The organism is Paucisalibacillus globulus, from assembly GCF_900184735.1.
Classification (GTDB): Bacteria; Bacillota; Bacilli; order Bacillales; family Amphibacillaceae; genus Ornithinibacillus; species Ornithinibacillus globulus_B.
In genome coordinates this window covers 229,167-246,529 of record NZ_LT855390.1, presented here as the reverse complement: position 1 = coordinate 246,529, position 17,363 = coordinate 229,167, and the positions used below count along the sequence as shown (strand labels likewise).

Here is a 17,363-nt window from a genome sequence, read left to right as displayed (position 1 = left end):
ACTCTCGAACAGATGTCGCCCCTGTGCTGACAGTAAAAGCGTAGTATATTTCCGGAGCGGGTCTATGCGCTTTTCATGTTCGTTCGGATTTTAATCAACTAAAACTCTTTTGTCCCAGCCTCTTTTTAATTTCGAATATTAACCCATGCCCTTCTATAAATTACATTTAAAGTTTGACCATCTGTACTATTTCATTTATCCAGTACGACTTCTACACCATCCTCCGTTAACGTTTAGCTAGTTCTAAACTCCATTCTTCCCTACCTGGCACTGCTCAAAAGACTCTCCCATTATTCTTCTCACACAATCTATAATCCTGTCTCCACCAAAACCAACCCGTATTCTAAACAAGCAAGGCTAGAGCTATTTGTATAGAATGATTGAATCCTTGTGAACAAAATGTAACCATTCTGTGAGATTTTATCGAATATCTTGCATTAAAGCATTTAAGTGACCAATATCACATTGTGAATCACATCACAGTGTTACCATGGAATTAAGATAATGAATCACCATATAGACGATAATTATCTCAATTATATTTTTTATATTCTCTTAAAGGAGACTGATAAATATGAACAAACTATCCGAATTAATTAGTCAAGAAGCAGTAATTAATTTTGAAACGGGTGCCATTAAAGCAAGTACGCTAGATGCTATCCTTAATCTATTGCCATTTGAAATGGGTTTCTGTGATGCAGATGATATTTTCCGCTGGTATTCTAATAATCCAGACCGCGTTCATCACCGCCGTACAGAAGCGATTGGTCGTCATGTGCTAGAACTTCACCCAAGAATAGCACACCATGTTGAAAAGTTGTTAAGTGACTTCCGTTCAGGCGCACGTGACGATTGGGAATTTTGGTTCCCAAGACGATCTGGTGAAGATGCGGGCCAAATTTACCAAAAGTTCATGGCCGTACGTGATGAAAATGGGAAATATCTAGGGTGTATGGATGTGACCGTTAATATTAATATTTTCCAAGGAAAAGAAGGGAAACATACCCCTGAAACGATTGATGAATTTATTGCTGTGAAACCGAAATAAATAGCCTTCTCAATCGAGAATTTACTAAAAACACATTGGAATTAAATCCAATGTGTTTTACTGTATATATGGCACCCGCAATTTAACGCTCGAGCTCTTTTTTTGGGAGCAAAGGGACTGTTCTCTGTACTACTGTAATGCAAGAGAACTATCCCTTTTTTTAATACTCATATTCAAACTTATTTATAAAATACTTTATCAACGTTGTATTTCGACTTAAGCTGATTCATGATATATGTTTCATAAATTTCTCTTTCCATTGGATCTTCTACTAAACAAATAGCTATTTTATATATTCATCTCTGTGCATTTTAATAGGTGAAACATTATCCTCAAAATGTTTTTTGATTCTTTGGCGTTGTATCCGTGCTTTTCCAACAAAAAGAAGCTCATCATTTATATTATAGAATAGGAAAATGCCACCTTTATCTCTTGGTATTAGATGAAAGTCAATAAATCCATAAATAGGTTTGATTTCTGGTTCATTATCCTTCAGAATTTGCTTCCGTTCTGTAATCGTAACACTCTGGATTAGGTATGCTAATATTTATCATGTTTTACATACGTCCCTTCTTTGTATAGATAGAAATGCAATATAACAGTTATTTCACGTCCTTGCTTCCTTGGTAATCAAATAACTATTACTTCTGTTTCTAAGTAATTATTTTTTCCTAATTTCCTCTCTTCGTAATAATTATTTGCAACCATCTCGTAACTGTGGCATACTTTGTGTTGTAATGCAGAATAAAAATTTCATACGTTATATGTGGGGGGGCTAGTGATGCTAGCTGAGATTGTATTCTTGAAATACTGACCCTTTGAACCTGATCTGGTTGGCACCAGCGGAGGGAACATTTCATTAGAATCATTTTTACATAAATGAGATACATTCCTGTGCGCTAAAGAACCAATCTTTAGCGCACTTTTTATTTTAGCAAGCTTGTGATCCGCCAATCTTTTTCATGGGACCCTACTCATATAGCGAAAAACTAATGGGGGTATTAACTTGAAGCACTTGATTAGTATCATTTTGTTAATAGGTATCATTTTCATAGCAGGCTGTGGTCAAAGCAACGAAAACAAAGGAATTAACAAGGATAATAATGCAGTCCTAACTCCTGTAAAATTTGCACTTGATTGGACACCGAATACGAACCACACTGGAATTTATGTTGCAAAAGAAAAAGGCTATTTTAAAGAACAAGGGCTTGATGTTGAAATATTACTACCTGGAGAAGTACGTGTGAATCAACTGCTAGCAGCAGAGAAAGCAGACTTTGGGATTAGTTACCAAGAAGGGCTAACACAGGCGCGCTCGGAAGGCCTCCCACTCGTCTCCATCGCTGCCGTGCTGCAACATAATACAGCTGGTTATGCCTCGCCTAAAGAAAAAGGGATTACATCGCCTAAAGATTTTGAAGGTAAAAAGTTTGGTGCCTACGGTTCTGACTTGGAAAAGGCGATGATGACAACATTAATGGCAAATGACAATGCCAATGTGGATGAAGTTGATTTCATCACAACTGGGGATGCTGACTTTTTTGTTGCTGTTGAGCGGGATGTGGACTTTTCACTTGTCTATTACGGTTGGACTGGAATTGAAGCAGAACTTAGAGGTGTCGATTTGAACATGGTGTACCTTGCTGACTTTTCCGACAAGCTTGATTTCTACACACCAATTATTGCGACAAGTGAAGAAATGATTTCTGCCGATCCAGAATTGGTAAAAGCTTTTACACATGCAGCAGTAAAAGGCTATGAATTTGCAATTGAACATCCAGAGGAAGCCGCTCAAATATTAATAAATGCGGTACCAGATCTTGATCCGGACCTTGTAAAACGCAGTCAAGATTGGCTATCCCCTCGGTACCAGGATGATGCAGAACAATTTGGTATTCAAGAACAAGACAGATGGCAGAAGTTTGCTGACTTTCTATTAGAAAATAAAATTATCGATGAAGCAGTAGATGTTGATCAGGCATTTACGAATGAGTTTTTGCCAGATAAGTAGGTTTATAGATGATAGAAAAGTAGGAGTGATTGTATGGCAAATGCCTTGTTAAGTATTCAAATAATTCCCAAGGTCGATGATCAAGATTTATATTCATTTGTGGACGAAGCAATTGCTGTCATAGAGTCTACCAATGTGAAATACAGCGTACATCCACTGGAAACAACTATGGAGGGAGAATTGTCGGAACTACTACAAATTGTACAGAAAATGAATGAAAAAATGGCAGAGTTAGGTGTACCAAGTGTAATCTCCCAAGTGAAAATTGCTTATCGACCAAATGGGATCACAATGGATGAGTTAGTGGAGAAATACCAATGAAAACAAGTTTACTGAAAAAAGTATGGAGACCATTCCTTGCCATATTATTATTTATCGGGCTATGGGAAGTAGCGACACGTTTATTTTCCATTGAGGAATGGTTACTCCCATCCCCTTCTGATATTGTGATGGAGGCTAGGAATGTCATTCCAACCTTTTTACCCCATCTAGGGTCAACAGTAACGTTATCTGTTTCTGGTTTTCTAATTGGGACAACAGTTGGTTTAGGAGTGGCAACGATATTACATCTCATGCCAAGAGTTCGAGAAACCTTTTTTCCCTTTATCATTATATCTCAGAATATGCCGATCATTGTTCTAGCTCCGTTACTTGTCATTTGGTTCGGATTCAATGCGTTACCTAAGTTGATTATCATTACCTTAGCATGTTTCTTTCCGATTGCCGTATCTGCCTTAGGGGGATTTACCCAAACGAATCGGGAGCTAGTCCACTATATGAAAATGATGGGTGCTAATAAAGCTCAGTTATTCTGGAAATTGGAATTGCCACATGCTGTTCCTTCGATATTTTCAGGATTAAAAATAGCAGGAACTTACAGCGTCATGGCTGCAGTCGTATCCGAATGGTTAGGTGCACAGAAAGGGATTGGGGTCTTTATGACGCTTGCTGCCTCTTCTTATCGTACATCACGAGTATTTGTTGCCATTATTGTTGCAATGGTCATAAGTTTAGCCTTTTATGGACTGATTCTATTGTTGGAGAAGTTCTTCATTCGCTGGCAGCAGAAGGGGGAAAATGTGTAGATGTTGGAATTACGTCATGTGAGTAAGTCATTTGGACAAAAACAGGTACTCCAGGAAATTTCACTTCATGTGGCCAGTGGTGAGTTTGTTTCCTTAATCGGTCCCTCTGGAAGTGGAAAAAGCACCCTGTTTAATCTGATCGGAGGCCTTTTAGGACCAGATGCTGGGGAAATATACTTAAACGGAGAAGAAATTACAAATAAACATGGCTTCATTAGTTATATGCCACAGCAGGCTTCCCTTTTCCCTTGGAGAACGATTATAGAAAATGTGTTATTAGGACAGGAATTACAAGGAAAGAAGGATTACGAACTGGCTGAAGCCATGTTAGAAAGAGCAGGGCTGGGGGATGTTATTCATGCGTATCCCCATGAGTTATCTGGTGGAATGAAACAACGGGTCGCTTTCATCCGTGCCTTGTTAAGTCCACAATCCCTCATGTTGCTCGATGAACCATTCTCTGCTCTTGATGAGTTTACTCGAACAGACATGCAAAAGTGGCTCTTGTCCATATGGGAAGATTACGAACAATCAATTCTATTTATTACACATAGCATTGATGAGGCATTATTTTTATCCGACAAAATTATTATCTTATCCGTAAATCCTGCAGAAATTAAAGACGTATTCGAAGTACCATTTATAAGACCAAGGGATGGCGATTTATTGCTATCCGAAGAATTTCTTCAATGGAAAAAGAAAATTATTGATGTGATTCAATTTTAAAAAAGACTGAAAGAGACCTAGGATGGATATCTATGAAACGATTAAAATGAGGAGGAACTTTTATGCAAGAACAATCTTGTGGAAGAAATGATATCGTAAGTGCAAGTTTTTCCATTCATCCGATGAGTGATGATTTTATTGACATCATTCTCGGGGCGTTGGAAGAGGTAGATACATCAAACGTTTGGTCGAAAACTGATGATGTTTCAACTAGTGTACGCGGGACATCTGCTCATGTTTTCGATGTAACAAAAGCGCTATTTATGCATGCGGCAAAGACTGGGAAACATGTTGCATTTCAAGCAACTTATTCCTGTGGATGTCCTGGAGGGTCTTGCGAGGATGCTAACCTTGAAGTTGGTGATATCCCAGTAAATAATGAAAAGATAAAAGACACGAAACAATATGTTGCAGCGAAGTTCTCTCTCTACCCTTTAGGTGGTGGGAATTACATGGATCTTATTTATCAACAAATCGAAGCCATGAAGGCGTTTGTTACCGTTTCTTCCGCCCCCTTAGCAACACGATTAGAAGGTGAAGCAATCCAAGTATTCAATGGCTTAGAAAAAGTATTTAATGCGACGGTGGAAGGTGGATCCAGTCATAACGTCATGACCGTCTCCATTTCAGCAAATAGTCCATCACATAACTAAAAATAAGGTCAGTCCCCTACTAAGATATAGAGGCTGACCTTTTGGGGACTTGGGGACAGGAGCTCCGGACCAGGTCATATCTGGGCCAAGTCTCCTGTCCCCATGGTATTCCTTAGATGAAGCATGGGGGCTATTATCATGCTTCATCTAAGTACATTTTGAAGTTGAAGATTCGTCACTTGATACTACTCATTAAGCAATCGTTAAAGTTTCTCCATATTTAGAGGCCCCTTGCATTCAACGGCTATGCTAGTATAAAAATATGGAGTTGATAATCATGAAGCAGTCTGATTACTTAATAAAAGAAGCTGTTAATTTTATTCATACATGCTACACTGAACTTGGAATTTCTGAGGAAGAACAAATTAAAAGAGTTTCTGATATAAAAGCTGAAATACATCGTACAGGTACGTATCATCATACAAGCATGGAATTAACACATGGAGCAAAAATGGCTTGGCGCAATAATAATCGGTGCATTGGTCGATTGCTTTGGGATACATTACACATTATGGATGCACGTCACATTCATACAGCAGAGGATGCATATGAAATACTTGTTAATCACATTAACTTTGCTACAAATGGTGGGAATATACAGTCTACGATTACCATTTTCCCTCCTAGATTCGATGGAAAAGATCCAATGAGAATTTGGAATCATCAATTGTTACGTTATGCTGGATATGAAAGCAATGGTAAAGTGATTGGTGATTCAACATCCATTGCTTTTACCAAAGTATGCAAAAGTTTAGGATGGCAAGGAAAGCAAACAAACTTTGACCTTCTCCCTTTAGTCATTCAAGAGTTGGGACAGTCACCTAAACTTTTTGAAATTCCTAAAGGCATTGTAAGGGAAGTTGAGATAACACACCCTCAATTAGAAGTTTTTAAAACATTAAATTTAAAATGGTATGCTGTACCGATTATTTCTGATATGCGATTAGAAATAGGGGGTATTGATTATCCGATGGCACCATTTAACGGTTGGTATATGGGTACTGAGATAGGTGCAAGAAACCTAGCAGATGAAGACCGATATAACGTGCTCCCTAAAATTGCTGCGATAATGGGACTCAACACAAAATCTGATCGTTCACTTTGGCTTGATAAAGCTTTAGTTGAGTTAAATATTGCTGTTCTGTATTCTTTTGAAAAAGCTGGTGTCACAATTGTCGATCACCATACAGCAGCAAAGCAATTTAAAGCTTTTGAAAGAAATGAAAAGAAAAGTAATCGCCCAGTTACAGGTAATCGGGCATGGCTGCTTCCACCACTATCTTCGGCAACAACGCACATTTACCACAAGCCCTATAAAAATGACATTGTCACGCCTAATTACTTTTATCAAAAAAAAGCATATAATTCTAATGTTAAATCACAGACTACATTGGGAAATGGCAGTTAGACTATAATTTCCTATGAATCTAACAATGTTGTCTTACTTGGTATTTGTATTTACCTTTAATTATCTGATGACTTCATAAGTTTGGACTAAGGATCGAATGTGAAGTGTTTCACAACATGCGAAACACTTCTTTATAAGTTCTTTGGTATATAATGGTGGTAGCTGTTTCAATTCCTCCAATCATGGTTGTCGGGTACACTAGATGAAACCCTCTTTTCCCATAAACCTCATCTACTTATGATACGGTTCAACTAAATTCACTGGTAATATATATGTTCATACCTAATTTCCATATAAATAAAAGGAGACCATAGTAGTCCTCTGGTTTCTTACCTCATCACTTTTTAATAGTAATTCCTTTATACACAATACCTTTTCAATTAAACACTCTATCATTTTTAATTTGATTTCCCTATTTCTCTTTTGATTTCTTCTATTCGTTTTTTTCCCCAATCATACATCATTTCCACAATTGGAAGTAACGTCATTCCCAACTCAGTCATTGAGTATTCAACTCTAGGCGGAACTTCTGGATAAATCTCTCGATGTACAATGCCGTCTTCCACCAATTCCTTTAATTGATTCGTTAAAATTTTGTGGGATATTTTAGGAAATAATCTTTGCAATTCACTAAAGCGGTGCGGACCTTCAACACCTAAATGCCATAGAATCACAACTTTCCACTTTCCACTGATAATCGATAAAGTAAGTTCTTTTTCACAGTTGTAATCACCATTTATTATCTTCTCTTTAATTTCATCTCTAAGTGTATCCAACATATCTTCGGCCTCCGCTTTCAATTGTTACTTTAAGGTTACTCTGTTACAAAAAAGTGCATTCTTCTCAGAATTACAAACAGGTTGTAATATAAATATGTGAGTTAAAGATAAACTATTTTAGGAGGAATAACAATTATGAGTAAAAAAGCACTTTTAATTATACCACCCGAAAGATTTAATGAAGATGAATTATTTAAACCGAAAGAGGCACTTGAAAATGCAGGAATAGAAGTAACAATTGCAAGCACAAAAACTGGCGAAATTATTGGCGACTTTGAAGGTAAGGCAATTTCCGAAAAGGTCTTCTCCGATACTAAAGCAACCGACTTTGACGTTATTTCTGTCATTGGCGGATCTGGCACAAATGATCATCTTTGGGAAAACAAGGAATTATCCACCTATTTAAAGAAAGCATATAAAGATAATGTTCTAGTTACCGGAATTTGTGCTGGTGCAGTCACTGTTGTGAAAACCGGATTACTTGAAGGTAGAGAGGCAACTTGCTACCCTGTTGACGTACAAAAAGACCAACTGAAAGAAAATGATGTAAAATATGTCGAGAAACATGTTATTGCACATAGTGACATTATTACAGGTGACGGCCCAGATGGCGCCGAAGAATTTGGAAAAGCACTAGTTAATGCAATAAACTAACATAAAAGATGATATAAGCCTTTGGTGTATACCGGAGGCTTTTTCAATGTTTAATCTTCTCTTATTCCTTATTTTATGTTAGTAAATAACTTATCTAACCACTGATTTTCAAGCACAATTTCTACTCTTTGTTTTACCACTATTTGTGATACGGTTCACTATTTTTAGTGGTAAGATTTATATTACCACCATTTAAAAATCATCGCTCCCGTAGAAACTACCACGTAAGCGATGAGTCTATAACTAACTGTAACCACAAAATTATTTCTTCAAATTATTATTCTCAATAAATTTATCAAAATCATCAGAGGTATTTTGAACAATGCGACGTTGGTTATATTTCTCATACTCCTCAATGGCTATTTTATCCGCTACAGCCTTTTCTACCTTTCCAGCATCTTGGAGGATTTCACGTTCATCAAATTCCAAGAAAGCATCAAGTCTTATTTTCCAGTCTTTCATATGCATAGGTCTTTTTCTTTCCGCTTGATCTTCTGCATAGTCTAAATACCTAGTAACAATACGATTAAGTGCCCTTATTTCTTTTTCATTTAAGTAATTCTTTGCAATCGTCACATCTCGTTTGCGTACTTTATCACCTTTCCATGAAGTAAGTCCCATGTTTTTTTTCTCCGCATCTGCTCTATCTGATATGAGTTCAGCGGCCGTCTTACCATGGATTGCAAAATGTAACTTGTTTTGAACCGTTGCAAAGAATTCCTGTGTTACTTCTGCTTTAGGATCATAATCTACAGATGTAGCGTAAATATCAGTAATTTTGTGATAGAATCTTTTCTCTGAGGCGCGAATATCTCTAATTCGTTCCAATAATTCATCGAAATAATCTTCCCCAAAGTTACGCATTTCTTTCAGACGATCATCATCCATTGTAAATCCCTTAACTAGATATTCATTTAGTCGTTCTGTTGCCCACTGACGGAATTGTGTACCTCGGTGGGAACGAACACGGTAGCCGATTGCGAGAATCATTTCAAGATTGTAGTGTTTCGTCTTATACTTTTTACCATCCCTTGCAGTTGTCAAGTAAAACTTGACAACTGAATCCTCATCTAATTCCTTCTCTTCAAAGATATTTTTTATATGGAGGCTTATATTCTGCTTAGTCGATTGATATAATTCCGCAATTGCCTTTTGTGTCATCCAAACTGTTTCATTTTCTAATATAACATCTATTTTTGTATTTCCTTCTTCTGTTTGATAGATTAGTATATTAGTTTCATTTTGCACTCTGTTCACCCCTTATATTTGTATTATTTAACTCACTTTTCTTCATTAAAAACTTAATAATACGATTAAGACCATTAAACTCCTCATCTTCATTAACCCTTATAAATTCAACACCTAATCTTCCCTCAATAAACTTTTGGCGTTTTGTGTCTTCATCAATTTGCTTTTTATGATGGTTTTCATCATATTCAATTACTAATCCAACCTCTGGTAAGTAAAAGTCAACAATATATTTTCCAACTTTGAAATGCGTATAAATATTAACAATACCATCTAATGTGCTCTCCAACATTTTGCCAAATTGCTGCTCTTTAATAGGTATAAATACTATGAACTCCTTACATGCACCATTTTCATTTTCAAAATTCATCAGTTTATTAAATTCCTCAAAATACTGTCCCCTAATAGCAATATTAAAAATAACATCTAGATTATAATGTAAAATCTTCCTTTTTACTTTTCTAGGGCCTTCATGTTTTTCTACCGTATAGTATTTTAAACAATTTCCTTTTTCCAGGCTATTAAGTATATTTTTAATATGTTCATTAATAGTATTAACACCCTTTTGGAATAACTCTGCAATTGCCTTCTGTGTCATCCAAACTGTTTCATCTGCTATTTTAACTTCTACTGATGTATCCCTGCCCTCTGGTTGATAGATCAAAGTTTTTATGTTATTTAACATTGCTCTACCTTCCTTTTCTACGTTCTTCTATGTACTATTATACCATTAATCATCGAATAGTTTAACAAAAACAGAACATTCATTCCCCTGTTATAACTTTTTCTAAGACAAATATAAAACCCCTTCAGACTTGTTATAAAATCCTTAGGGGCTGTTAATTTATTAATTTGTTCTAATACGGTTTTGCTTAATTCAACTTCCACTCTCTGCTTTACCACTATTTGTGATACGGTTCACCGTGGTTATTTAAGAGGCAAAAAGCAGGCATTGGTAAAATACCAATGCCTATAATATTAATCCCAAATTTTAAAAGTTTTTCTATAAACCAATCCAGCAACCTAGCTTGTATAATATACTCAAATTATCTATCTACGAGCAAAAAATAACCACCCCTATTTAATTTCATCTATAGTTCCGCCAGTTATTTTTATATATAAATTCCCATACATATTCACTAGTTCCTTTATAATTTGAATACTTATACCTTGAAACACCTCTACTAATGATTTTTCTAATGTATAAATACTAGTTTTCTATCATTTTGCAAATTTATCAATAAAATACTATCTTACAGAACAATTAGATACTATTATAAAAAAATTAAATTTAGTAATGGTATAATTTAACTATGTAATAGTAAATGCATAGGAGCTGAGAAAGTGAAATTTAGAATTTTTACAATTCAAGAATATATTTATAAATGGCTTTCCTCTATCATTGTATTACTTTTCACAGTTGGCAGCATTGTTCTTTTTTTATATTCTAAGAATATTAATGCCGACACTAACGTTAATACTGCGGAAAAAATATCTTTGTTAAATACAGACTTACTAACTTTTTTGATCAGTATTGGTTATGCATTGCTTCTTTTTTTAGTAAATATCTATATTACTAGTATTTCAACCACAACTCAAAACATGTTTTATAGGAGAAAAGAGCAATACGTTAATTTAAGAGAATTGGCTAGTGTATATAAAGAAAAGGAAAGAAGCGATAGGCGTTTGCACTCATTCATTTTCATGACTCAAGGTTTAACTGGAAGAACCGGTAAAAAGGAACTTAAACCAATAATTAAACTTGAAGGTTTTCATTTCACTAACAAATATGAGAGTCTTGAGAACTCATTCATAGATCAGCAAAGTGAATTGAAATCAGAATGGGATGATCGTGTTAGAAACTATATACAATCCAGAAAATTAAAAACCAAATTTATGAATGTACACATCTTTGATTTAGCAGAATTTCTGAACGATATAGATGGTTGGACTAGCAAAAATCTTGAACTCAATCTAGACCAATCAAAACAATTTAATAACTTTATCAGTAGACTTAAAAGAGAATACAAAGAGAATTTTAAGAAGTATGAAAAAACAAAAAGACAATTGAACAGAGAAATAACAAAAATACATAATAGAGCAAATTCTCAGGTCCAGAGGTTAGAAAGGGTCTATGGGGAAAGGCTTTCCGATAGTATCAATTCAGAGTACAACTTAGTTAACAATCTCCAAGTATTGGAACGATTAATCCAAGAACTAGATGGTAAAATGCTCACCTATGAGGATTATCAAGAACTTGCTAGTGAAAGCAATGAAGGAATAGAAGAGTATTTGAGAAATATGGATTTACGATTACGAGTGGTTTCTGAAAATGTCGAGGAGCTACTTACACATGATGATGATTTTTGTTGATTTATAGTGGCTCATTAGGCTAACCGATTAAAGGGGGAACCTCAATAGTTCTCCCTTTATTCCTTAATTTAAGAACCCTTCTACCCATTTTATCACTCTATCCCAAAAAGAAAAAAGTAAAATAATGCCAACTAGAAGTGAAACTATGAAGGAAATAAAAATAGGGTGTCTTTCTGCGAAATTCTTTTTTGCTGATAACTGGTCTTTTAAACCAAAGTGATGTCCAATTGAGGAATTCTTAATTTTATTTTTATCTCCAATGGTTATTTTCAACTCTTTTTACCCCCAAATAAGTGACCGAGTTTTGACTTACTAAATTTATTTTTATCTCCCACCTTAATCGAGCCGTCATAAATAATTTTTTCTATATTTAGGACAACTTGTTCTTTCTTCGAATAGTCTTCTTCAACTTGTGATTTTATATCCATTTCGTCCAAGTTATCAAATTGTTTCTCCAGTTCTATTACAATATCAACTAGTTTAGACTTCACTTTGGACACTATCCCGTCAAGATGGTTTGAAGCAACAATTGATCTCATACCAGCAATTTGGAATTCATCAGTCGATATATGATGGCATAGTGCAGTTGGTATGATTTTGCCGTAATTATCTTTATTTTTGTCATTTAGAACGTTTTGTAGTGCTGTTATGCTATCCGTTATAGTTATTGTTTTAAGTTGATTAACTCTCTCTTCGTCCAATACATGTTCAACTGGAACAGGAGCATTGGTGTACTTAAATTGATAGTTTAAAAGATACGTTCCCATAAGTTCCCCTTTTAGAACTCTGTAACTAGGAACTTCCTCTTTTGTATAGCCTTGTAACTCTCCGTCTATCCAATTTATTATTAATTCATTATCTAGATCAGAGAGGATTACCTTCAACCTCAGTAGTATATTTTCAATGCTATCTCTTCCACCAACTAAATCCTTTAGCAATTGACTTCTGGCCATTTAATCAACCCTTTTCCGAATTATCTTAATCCTATTGTACAACAATTATTTTAATATTTCTCAAAAAGAAAGGTTTTCTATAAAATTAGCAAATATTATTAAGAAAGGAGGCGAAAAATGTCTATGATTGTAAATGAAGATCTGGACTTAATAAAAAGAAGCCTATGAAAAGGTGTATGAAATTGAGAATGGACTCAGGTCATTCGCAGCTCATAGATGGAGAAAGACTTTGGTCAAAATACCGGGAGTCGGTGTCGAACTGACACTCCATAATGAACACGATTCTGACTTAACACCAACAGATGCTATCAGCGTAGATTTAAGAAGAAAGGAAGGCACTGATAAAGCAAATTTTATCAATGCCTTCTTTTATAACTCTATGCGTTATAGTTATTTAGAAATCAATTGTTAATTTAATACAGTTATCACTTTTATGATTACTTAAAAATACTACCTTACAAAAATCCAAAAATCGTTGAACATTAACATATTAGTAACTACATTATTTAAGTCCAGTTAATTTGTTCAACGTCTGCATTCTCTAACATCTTATAGATGTCACTTATCTTAGTTTTTTCTTGACCATAAAATCGGTTTTGACAAAAAGTTAAAATCATACGCGTTTTTGCTCTAGATAATGCTACAAAAAATGTAAATGTTTCATCTTCTGGGAATTCCTCGAAGTTCCAAAATGCTCCATCTTCAAGTCCCAAAAGAATTACAGATTCAAACTCAAGACCTTTACTTTTATGAATTGACATAATTGGGATTGAATAAATCCCCAAAAAGTCTTCTATTGCTTTATTCCAGACTTTATGCTTTTCATATGAATAAAAAAGAAACTCCGCTGTCTGCTTCACTGTTCTTTCTAAATATTTCCCTTTTCTATACTCAGGATAGCTACTTTTAATTAAATCTAAACCTATCAAAGTTAAAATCTTGTATAACCATTGCTCTACTACTTTTTCGGTCACTTTCAATGACTCATCTTTAAGAGTCTTTTTAAAGTCAACTATAAAACTATTAATTTCTTTTTCTACTTGATAAGATTCTGTTTCATTATCGCCACGTAAGCTTAAAACATTCGATATTAAACTAGACCAAGCTTTAGGGTCACGATCTGTTGTGGCTAAAGAAAATACATCGATTATATATTTCATAAAATTTTCCGCTAGTAAATCTTGCCATTGATCCTCTATCCTAGAGTGTATTCCTAAATTACTTAATTCATCTATAAGCATGTCACAATACATATCTGCCCGTTGCCTAACTAAAATACCTATATCTCTCCGTTCAAGTTTCTCTTGATCAATCCACGTTTTGATTTCTAATGCCAATGTTTTTGCTTCTTCAGAAGCATAGGCGAAGTTCCATATTTCGCATATTCCCTCATCCTCACTCTTCCATTTATCAGATGGTGTTATTACTGTTGAACCACCCATCATATCATTTATTATAGATGTTTGAATTCGGACTAAATTAGGAGCAGACCTATGATTTATAACCATCTCAAATTCTTTAGCATTAAAGTCTTCCTTAAATTGAGTAAATACTCCCTCCATCGCACCTGCCCAACCCATAATCTTTTGTTTAAGATCACCCACAGCGGTCACTGAAACATTTGAATCCATAAAAATTGTTTTAACCAAGTCATACTGGATTGATGTTGTATCTTGAAACTCATCTAAAAAGACATGACTAAAGGTTGCTCTGATTGCTTTTAAAAGCTTGGGGTTTGACCTAAAAAAATATTCAACAATTCTTGAAATCATGGGGAAGGTTAGCCTCGAATTTTCTTTCTTATTAATATAGTTTTTCCAAAGTTGATACTTATACCATGATTCTATAGAATTTATTTTGTCCACCTGTAATGGTAGTCTTTCATCTGCATATGTCTTGGCAAAAAGCTCATAATCAAAGTAGTAATTCCACCCATTTTCTTCACTAGGTTCTTCCGCTTCTTCTCTGAGATTAGGTACGTCTCTTTTATTAAAATTTACTATTTCATACTCCAATGATGGTCTATAAAATTCAGGTATAGCTAAACGAAACCTATCCATTATTTGCTTAGCAAATGAATCATATGTTAAGGATACAAACCTATTTGCAAATTCTTTTCCGGATCGTTTTTCAACACGTTCTTTTAAATTCTTAGCTGCATCCCTCTTGAAACTTATAGCTAGTATTCTAGCAGGATATGCGCTTGTATTTGTTTCTAACAAATAACAAGCTTTCTGAGCCAACAATTCCGTTTTTCCTGCTCCGGGACCAGCTAACACATAGCAGTTTTTCTCATACTTTACCACTTCTTGCGCAGCTCTTTCTAAAACAACGCCGTCTTTTGGAATCCAAGATTCTTTTTTTACATAGTTACTCAGATAAATCACCATCAATAAATGATTTTATTCCCTTCATTAATTTTTTAAGAGGAATTGGTAATTTTTCATTTAATAACTCCGTATCTATATTTTCTAATGCCATAATATGAGTGCCGGGTTTACCTCTACCTAAGAAAAAGTAATCATACCAAATTATTAATTCTTTCTGTTCGTCCGAATAGGTAATTCCTGAACCGCCCTCAGTTTTTAAGGTTGCTCTTACCCCTTTTTCTAAACGGTCCATATATTCAATAGAATCCTTCTCTTTATCTACACCTTTTGGACCACCATGTTTTGGAACTGTCTTTTTATATGCATCTAGGAAACTTTCAATCATCATAAAATCAATATCTAGTGGAGCCGAATAGTAAACCCCATAGTCTTCTAAAAACTCAACCCATGAATAGAGATTTTCTCTTTCATTTTCCTTTTCTATAGACCATGTATGCATACGAGAGAATTCGTCATCACTTAGTACTCCATTTTGTACAGAAAGTAACTCACGCTTATCGTAGCCTAATTGGATCAACTGCTGTAATGCATATTTAATTCGACCCCATCCACCACCATTTCGTTCTAAATCTAAATCCAATAGAGTTAGATAAGGGATATTCAACTGATGTAGTAATTTCCAAAAATGATTTACGTGTCTTCCACCCAATGGAACGATAGAAATATTGCTTTGATCTAAATCGGTATCTAGAAGGTTAATTATCTTTGGAAGTATAATCTCTTCACTATCACCTTCTCCTAAAACAACTAATTGTGAAAAATAAAGTTCTGGATATGCCATAATAGCAGCTTTTATATATTTATATTCCTCTTCCTTATCTTTTTCAGGAAGTATTATTGAATTTACGATAGTTCTTATTTCTTTTTGATCGATTCTAAAATGAAGAATTGATTTTGGATCAACTCTTTTTATCATCGAAGGTGAGTGGGTAGCAACTAAAACTTGTGCATTATCATTTTCAGAAACGTCAGTTAAGGCCTTCATTATTCGACCAAGTAAGTGCGGAGAAATATGATTTTCTGGCTCTTCAACGGCTAACAACGTCAACACTGGTGGTTGAAGATTATACACTTTTTTGTCTTCCTCAGCTTCATCTTGTAATGCCTCATTCTCAATTTCTAAAAAAGAATTTACTAGAGTTAAGTAAAAAATTGAGCGTAGCCCATCACCTAATTGATCCACCTTATATTTACTTCCTGTTTCACTTGGTTCAAAGTAAACTTCTACCTTTTTTAGAATTGAGTCTAAATCTGCATGGTTGAAAGCAACCATAGTTGAGCCATAGCGAAAATCATTATGGTATTTTCTCCATTGACTATTAAGTATTTCTCTTAACCGTTTAACACCATTTACTTCATCAAAAATCCCATCAACTTGCTTCATTTTTTCTTGGATGTCACTGTTAATTTCTTTTGGCCAGTTAATCCCTTTTAAAATCCTCCCTAAGATTGTTCCTGATGCATTTTTTAATTGTACGGCTGGGTCTCTTGTTGCAGGTATATATATCATTTGGATTTGGGAACGCTCACTAGCTTTAACTGGCTGTAGATCTTCATCCTCTGCATTGGTTCCTAATGGAGATAAGACATAATATAATCCTTGCTCTACATTTCCTTCTAAAGTATTTCCTTCAGATAACTCAGCTTTTAGCCTTATACGTACATAAGGACTTCCATCAACTTCACCTGCAACCATATGATTAAAATGCGGAGGGATAGTAATCCTTACTTTCTCAGTATCATTTTCAAGTTCATTAAAATCAATTATAGCCTCAATAAAAAGCGAAGACTCATCATAATCTAATGGATTCTCATTAGCAGGTATATGGAAATCTGATTTTTCTATCAATCGTTCTCTTTGATAAGGACTAAACAGTTTTAATAGAGCTTGGATTGCAGAAGTTTTACCACTACTATTTGCTCCAACTAGTACAGACAATTCTTCTAATTCTATTTCAGTATTAGTTGGCCCAAATGATCGAAAGTTATTAATTATTAATTTCGTTATTCTCAATCAAATTAACTCCCTTTAATT

At 34.8% G+C, this 17,363-nt stretch carries 17 protein-coding genes, 1 pseudogene and 1 riboswitch; of the genes and pseudogenes, 10 read left to right on the top strand and 8 right to left on the bottom strand.

What is annotated here, in order from left to right:
* Window positions 1-574: 574 nt before the first annotated feature.
* Window positions 575-1,048, top strand: a complete 474-nt coding sequence (locus BN999_RS10535) for a PAS domain-containing protein (protein WP_096271328.1) — start codon at window positions 575-577, stop codon at window positions 1,046-1,048.
* Window positions 1,049-1,227: 179 nt separating this feature from the next.
* Here BN999_RS10535 and BN999_RS10530 read toward each other — a convergent pair.
* Window positions 1,228-1,602 (bottom strand): annotated as a pseudogene (locus tag BN999_RS10530) (nucleotide excision repair endonuclease).
* Between the two features lie 204 nt (window positions 1,603-1,806).
* A riboswitch (TPP riboswitch) is annotated at window positions 1,807-1,916 on the top strand.
* A gap of 138 nt (window positions 1,917-2,054) precedes the next feature.
* Here BN999_RS10530 and BN999_RS10525 point away from each other — a divergent pair.
* The 6 genes from BN999_RS10525 (at window position 2,055) to BN999_RS10500 (ending at window position 6,931) form a co-directional block, all read left to right on the top strand.
* The gene (locus BN999_RS10525) at window positions 2,055-3,059 is read left to right on the top strand and encodes an ABC transporter substrate-binding protein (protein ID WP_096271327.1); all 1,005 of its coding nucleotides are present in this window, start codon (window positions 2,055-2,057) and stop codon (window positions 3,057-3,059) included.
* A gap of 33 nt (window positions 3,060-3,092) precedes the next feature.
* Window positions 3,093-3,380 carry a thiamine-binding protein gene (locus BN999_RS10520; RefSeq protein WP_096271326.1) on the top strand — a complete coding sequence of 96 codons (288 nt, stop codon included), beginning with the start codon at window positions 3,093-3,095 and terminating at the stop codon, window positions 3,378-3,380.
* Window positions 3,377-4,144, top strand: coding sequence for an ABC transporter permease (locus tag BN999_RS10515; RefSeq protein WP_096271325.1), 768 nt, complete (start codon window positions 3,377-3,379; stop codon window positions 4,142-4,144). The genes BN999_RS10520 and BN999_RS10515 overlap by 4 nt, the downstream gene beginning before the upstream one ends.
* Window positions 4,145-4,870 (top strand): ABC transporter ATP-binding protein, encoded by a 726-nt coding sequence (locus BN999_RS10510; RefSeq protein WP_096271324.1) that lies wholly within the window; start codon window positions 4,145-4,147, stop codon window positions 4,868-4,870.
* 62 nt (window positions 4,871-4,932) lie between these two features.
* Window positions 4,933-5,523: a YkoF family thiamine/hydroxymethylpyrimidine-binding protein gene (locus BN999_RS10505; protein WP_096271323.1), complete on the top strand. Its 591-nt coding sequence runs from the start codon at window positions 4,933-4,935 to the stop codon at window positions 5,521-5,523.
* Window positions 5,524-5,800: 277 nt separating this feature from the next.
* Window positions 5,801-6,931 carry a nitric oxide synthase oxygenase gene (locus tag BN999_RS10500; protein ID WP_096271322.1) on the top strand — a complete coding sequence of 377 codons (1,131 nt, stop codon included), beginning with the start codon at window positions 5,801-5,803 and terminating at the stop codon, window positions 6,929-6,931.
* Window positions 6,932-7,329: 398 nt separating this feature from the next.
* Here BN999_RS10500 and BN999_RS10495 read toward each other — a convergent pair whose 3' ends face one another.
* Window positions 7,330-7,710, bottom strand: coding sequence for a winged helix-turn-helix transcriptional regulator (locus tag BN999_RS10495; RefSeq protein ID WP_096271321.1), 381 nt, complete (start codon window positions 7,708-7,710; stop codon window positions 7,330-7,332).
* Between the two features lie 135 nt (window positions 7,711-7,845).
* Between BN999_RS10495 and BN999_RS10490 the strand changes: the two genes are divergently transcribed.
* Window positions 7,846-8,364, top strand: a complete 519-nt coding sequence (locus BN999_RS10490) for a DJ-1/PfpI family protein (RefSeq protein ID WP_096271320.1) — start codon at window positions 7,846-7,848, stop codon at window positions 8,362-8,364.
* A gap of 261 nt (window positions 8,365-8,625) precedes the next feature.
* Here BN999_RS10490 and BN999_RS10485 read toward each other — a convergent pair whose 3' ends face one another.
* The gene (locus BN999_RS10485) at window positions 8,626-9,612 is read right to left on the bottom strand and encodes a virulence RhuM family protein (RefSeq protein ID WP_096271319.1); all 987 of its coding nucleotides are present in this window, start codon (window positions 9,610-9,612) and stop codon (window positions 8,626-8,628) included.
* The gene (locus BN999_RS10480) at window positions 9,602-10,297 is read right to left on the bottom strand and encodes a DUF559 domain-containing protein (RefSeq protein WP_096271318.1); all 696 of its coding nucleotides are present in this window, start codon (window positions 10,295-10,297) and stop codon (window positions 9,602-9,604) included. Before BN999_RS10480 ends, BN999_RS10485 begins: the two co-directional genes overlap by 11 nt.
* 659 nt (window positions 10,298-10,956) lie before the next feature.
* Between BN999_RS10480 and BN999_RS10475 the strand changes: the two genes are divergently transcribed.
* Window positions 10,957-11,985, top strand: coding sequence for a hypothetical protein (locus BN999_RS10475; RefSeq protein WP_096271317.1), 1,029 nt, complete (start codon window positions 10,957-10,959; stop codon window positions 11,983-11,985).
* 63 nt (window positions 11,986-12,048) lie between these two features.
* Here BN999_RS10475 and BN999_RS10470 read toward each other — a convergent pair whose 3' ends face one another.
* Together BN999_RS10470 and BN999_RS10465 are read right to left on the bottom strand one after the other, a co-directional pair.
* Complete coding sequence (locus BN999_RS10470; RefSeq protein WP_096271316.1) at window positions 12,049-12,258, bottom strand: hypothetical protein; 210 nt, start codon at window positions 12,256-12,258, stop codon at window positions 12,049-12,051.
* Window positions 12,255-12,938 (bottom strand): AbiTii domain-containing protein, encoded by a 684-nt coding sequence (locus BN999_RS10465; protein ID WP_096271315.1) that lies wholly within the window; start codon window positions 12,936-12,938, stop codon window positions 12,255-12,257. The genes BN999_RS10470 and BN999_RS10465 overlap by 4 nt, the downstream gene beginning before the upstream one ends.
* A 229-nt stretch (window positions 12,939-13,167) precedes the next feature.
* On the opposite strand from BN999_RS10465, the gene BN999_RS10460 reads away from it, so the two are divergent.
* Window positions 13,168-13,350 (top strand): hypothetical protein, encoded by a 183-nt coding sequence (locus BN999_RS10460; RefSeq protein WP_096271314.1) that lies wholly within the window; start codon window positions 13,168-13,170, stop codon window positions 13,348-13,350.
* A 94-nt stretch (window positions 13,351-13,444) separates the two neighbouring features.
* Here the strand turns inward: BN999_RS10460 and BN999_RS10455 are convergent, their stop codons facing one another.
* On the bottom strand, window positions 13,445-15,328 hold the full coding sequence (locus BN999_RS10455; RefSeq protein ID WP_096271313.1) for a UvrD-helicase domain-containing protein: 1,884 nt from the start codon (window positions 15,326-15,328) through the stop codon (window positions 13,445-13,447).
* Window positions 15,309-17,342: an ATP-dependent nuclease gene (locus BN999_RS10450; protein WP_096271312.1), complete on the bottom strand. Its 2,034-nt coding sequence runs from the start codon at window positions 17,340-17,342 to the stop codon at window positions 15,309-15,311. The genes BN999_RS10455 and BN999_RS10450 overlap by 20 nt, the downstream gene beginning before the upstream one ends.
* Window positions 17,343-17,363: the final 21 nt, after the last annotated feature.

Bases quoted from the DNA above. Each gene is read 5' to 3' on its own strand.
- BN999_RS10535 (WP_096271328.1), top strand. From the start codon at position 575: ATGAACAAACTATCCGAATTAATTAGTCAAGAAGCAGTAATTAATTTT.
- BN999_RS10520 (WP_096271326.1), top strand. From the start codon at position 3,093: ATGGCAAATGCCTTGTTAAGTATTCAAATAATTCCCAAGGTCGATGAT.
- BN999_RS10515 (WP_096271325.1), top strand. From the start codon at position 3,377: ATGAAAACAAGTTTACTGAAAAAAGTATGGAGACCATTCCTTGCCATA.
- BN999_RS10510 (WP_096271324.1), top strand. From the start codon at position 4,145: ATGTTGGAATTACGTCATGTGAGTAAGTCATTTGGACAAAAACAGGTA.
- BN999_RS10505 (WP_096271323.1), top strand. From the start codon at position 4,933: ATGCAAGAACAATCTTGTGGAAGAAATGATATCGTAAGTGCAAGTTTT.
- BN999_RS10500 (WP_096271322.1), top strand. From the start codon at position 5,801: ATGAAGCAGTCTGATTACTTAATAAAAGAAGCTGTTAATTTTATTCAT.
- BN999_RS10495 (WP_096271321.1), bottom strand. From the start codon at position 7,710: ATGTTGGATACACTTAGAGATGAAATTAAAGAGAAGATAATAAATGGT.
- BN999_RS10490 (WP_096271320.1), top strand. From the start codon at position 7,846: ATGAGTAAAAAAGCACTTTTAATTATACCACCCGAAAGATTTAATGAA.
- BN999_RS10480 (WP_096271318.1), bottom strand. From the start codon at position 10,297: ATGTTAAATAACATAAAAACTTTGATCTATCAACCAGAGGGCAGGGAT.
- BN999_RS10465 (WP_096271315.1), bottom strand. From the start codon at position 12,938: ATGGCCAGAAGTCAATTGCTAAAGGATTTAGTTGGTGGAAGAGATAGC.
- BN999_RS10455 (WP_096271313.1), bottom strand. From the start codon at position 15,328: ATGGTGATTTATCTGAGTAACTATGTAAAAAAAGAATCTTGGATTCCA.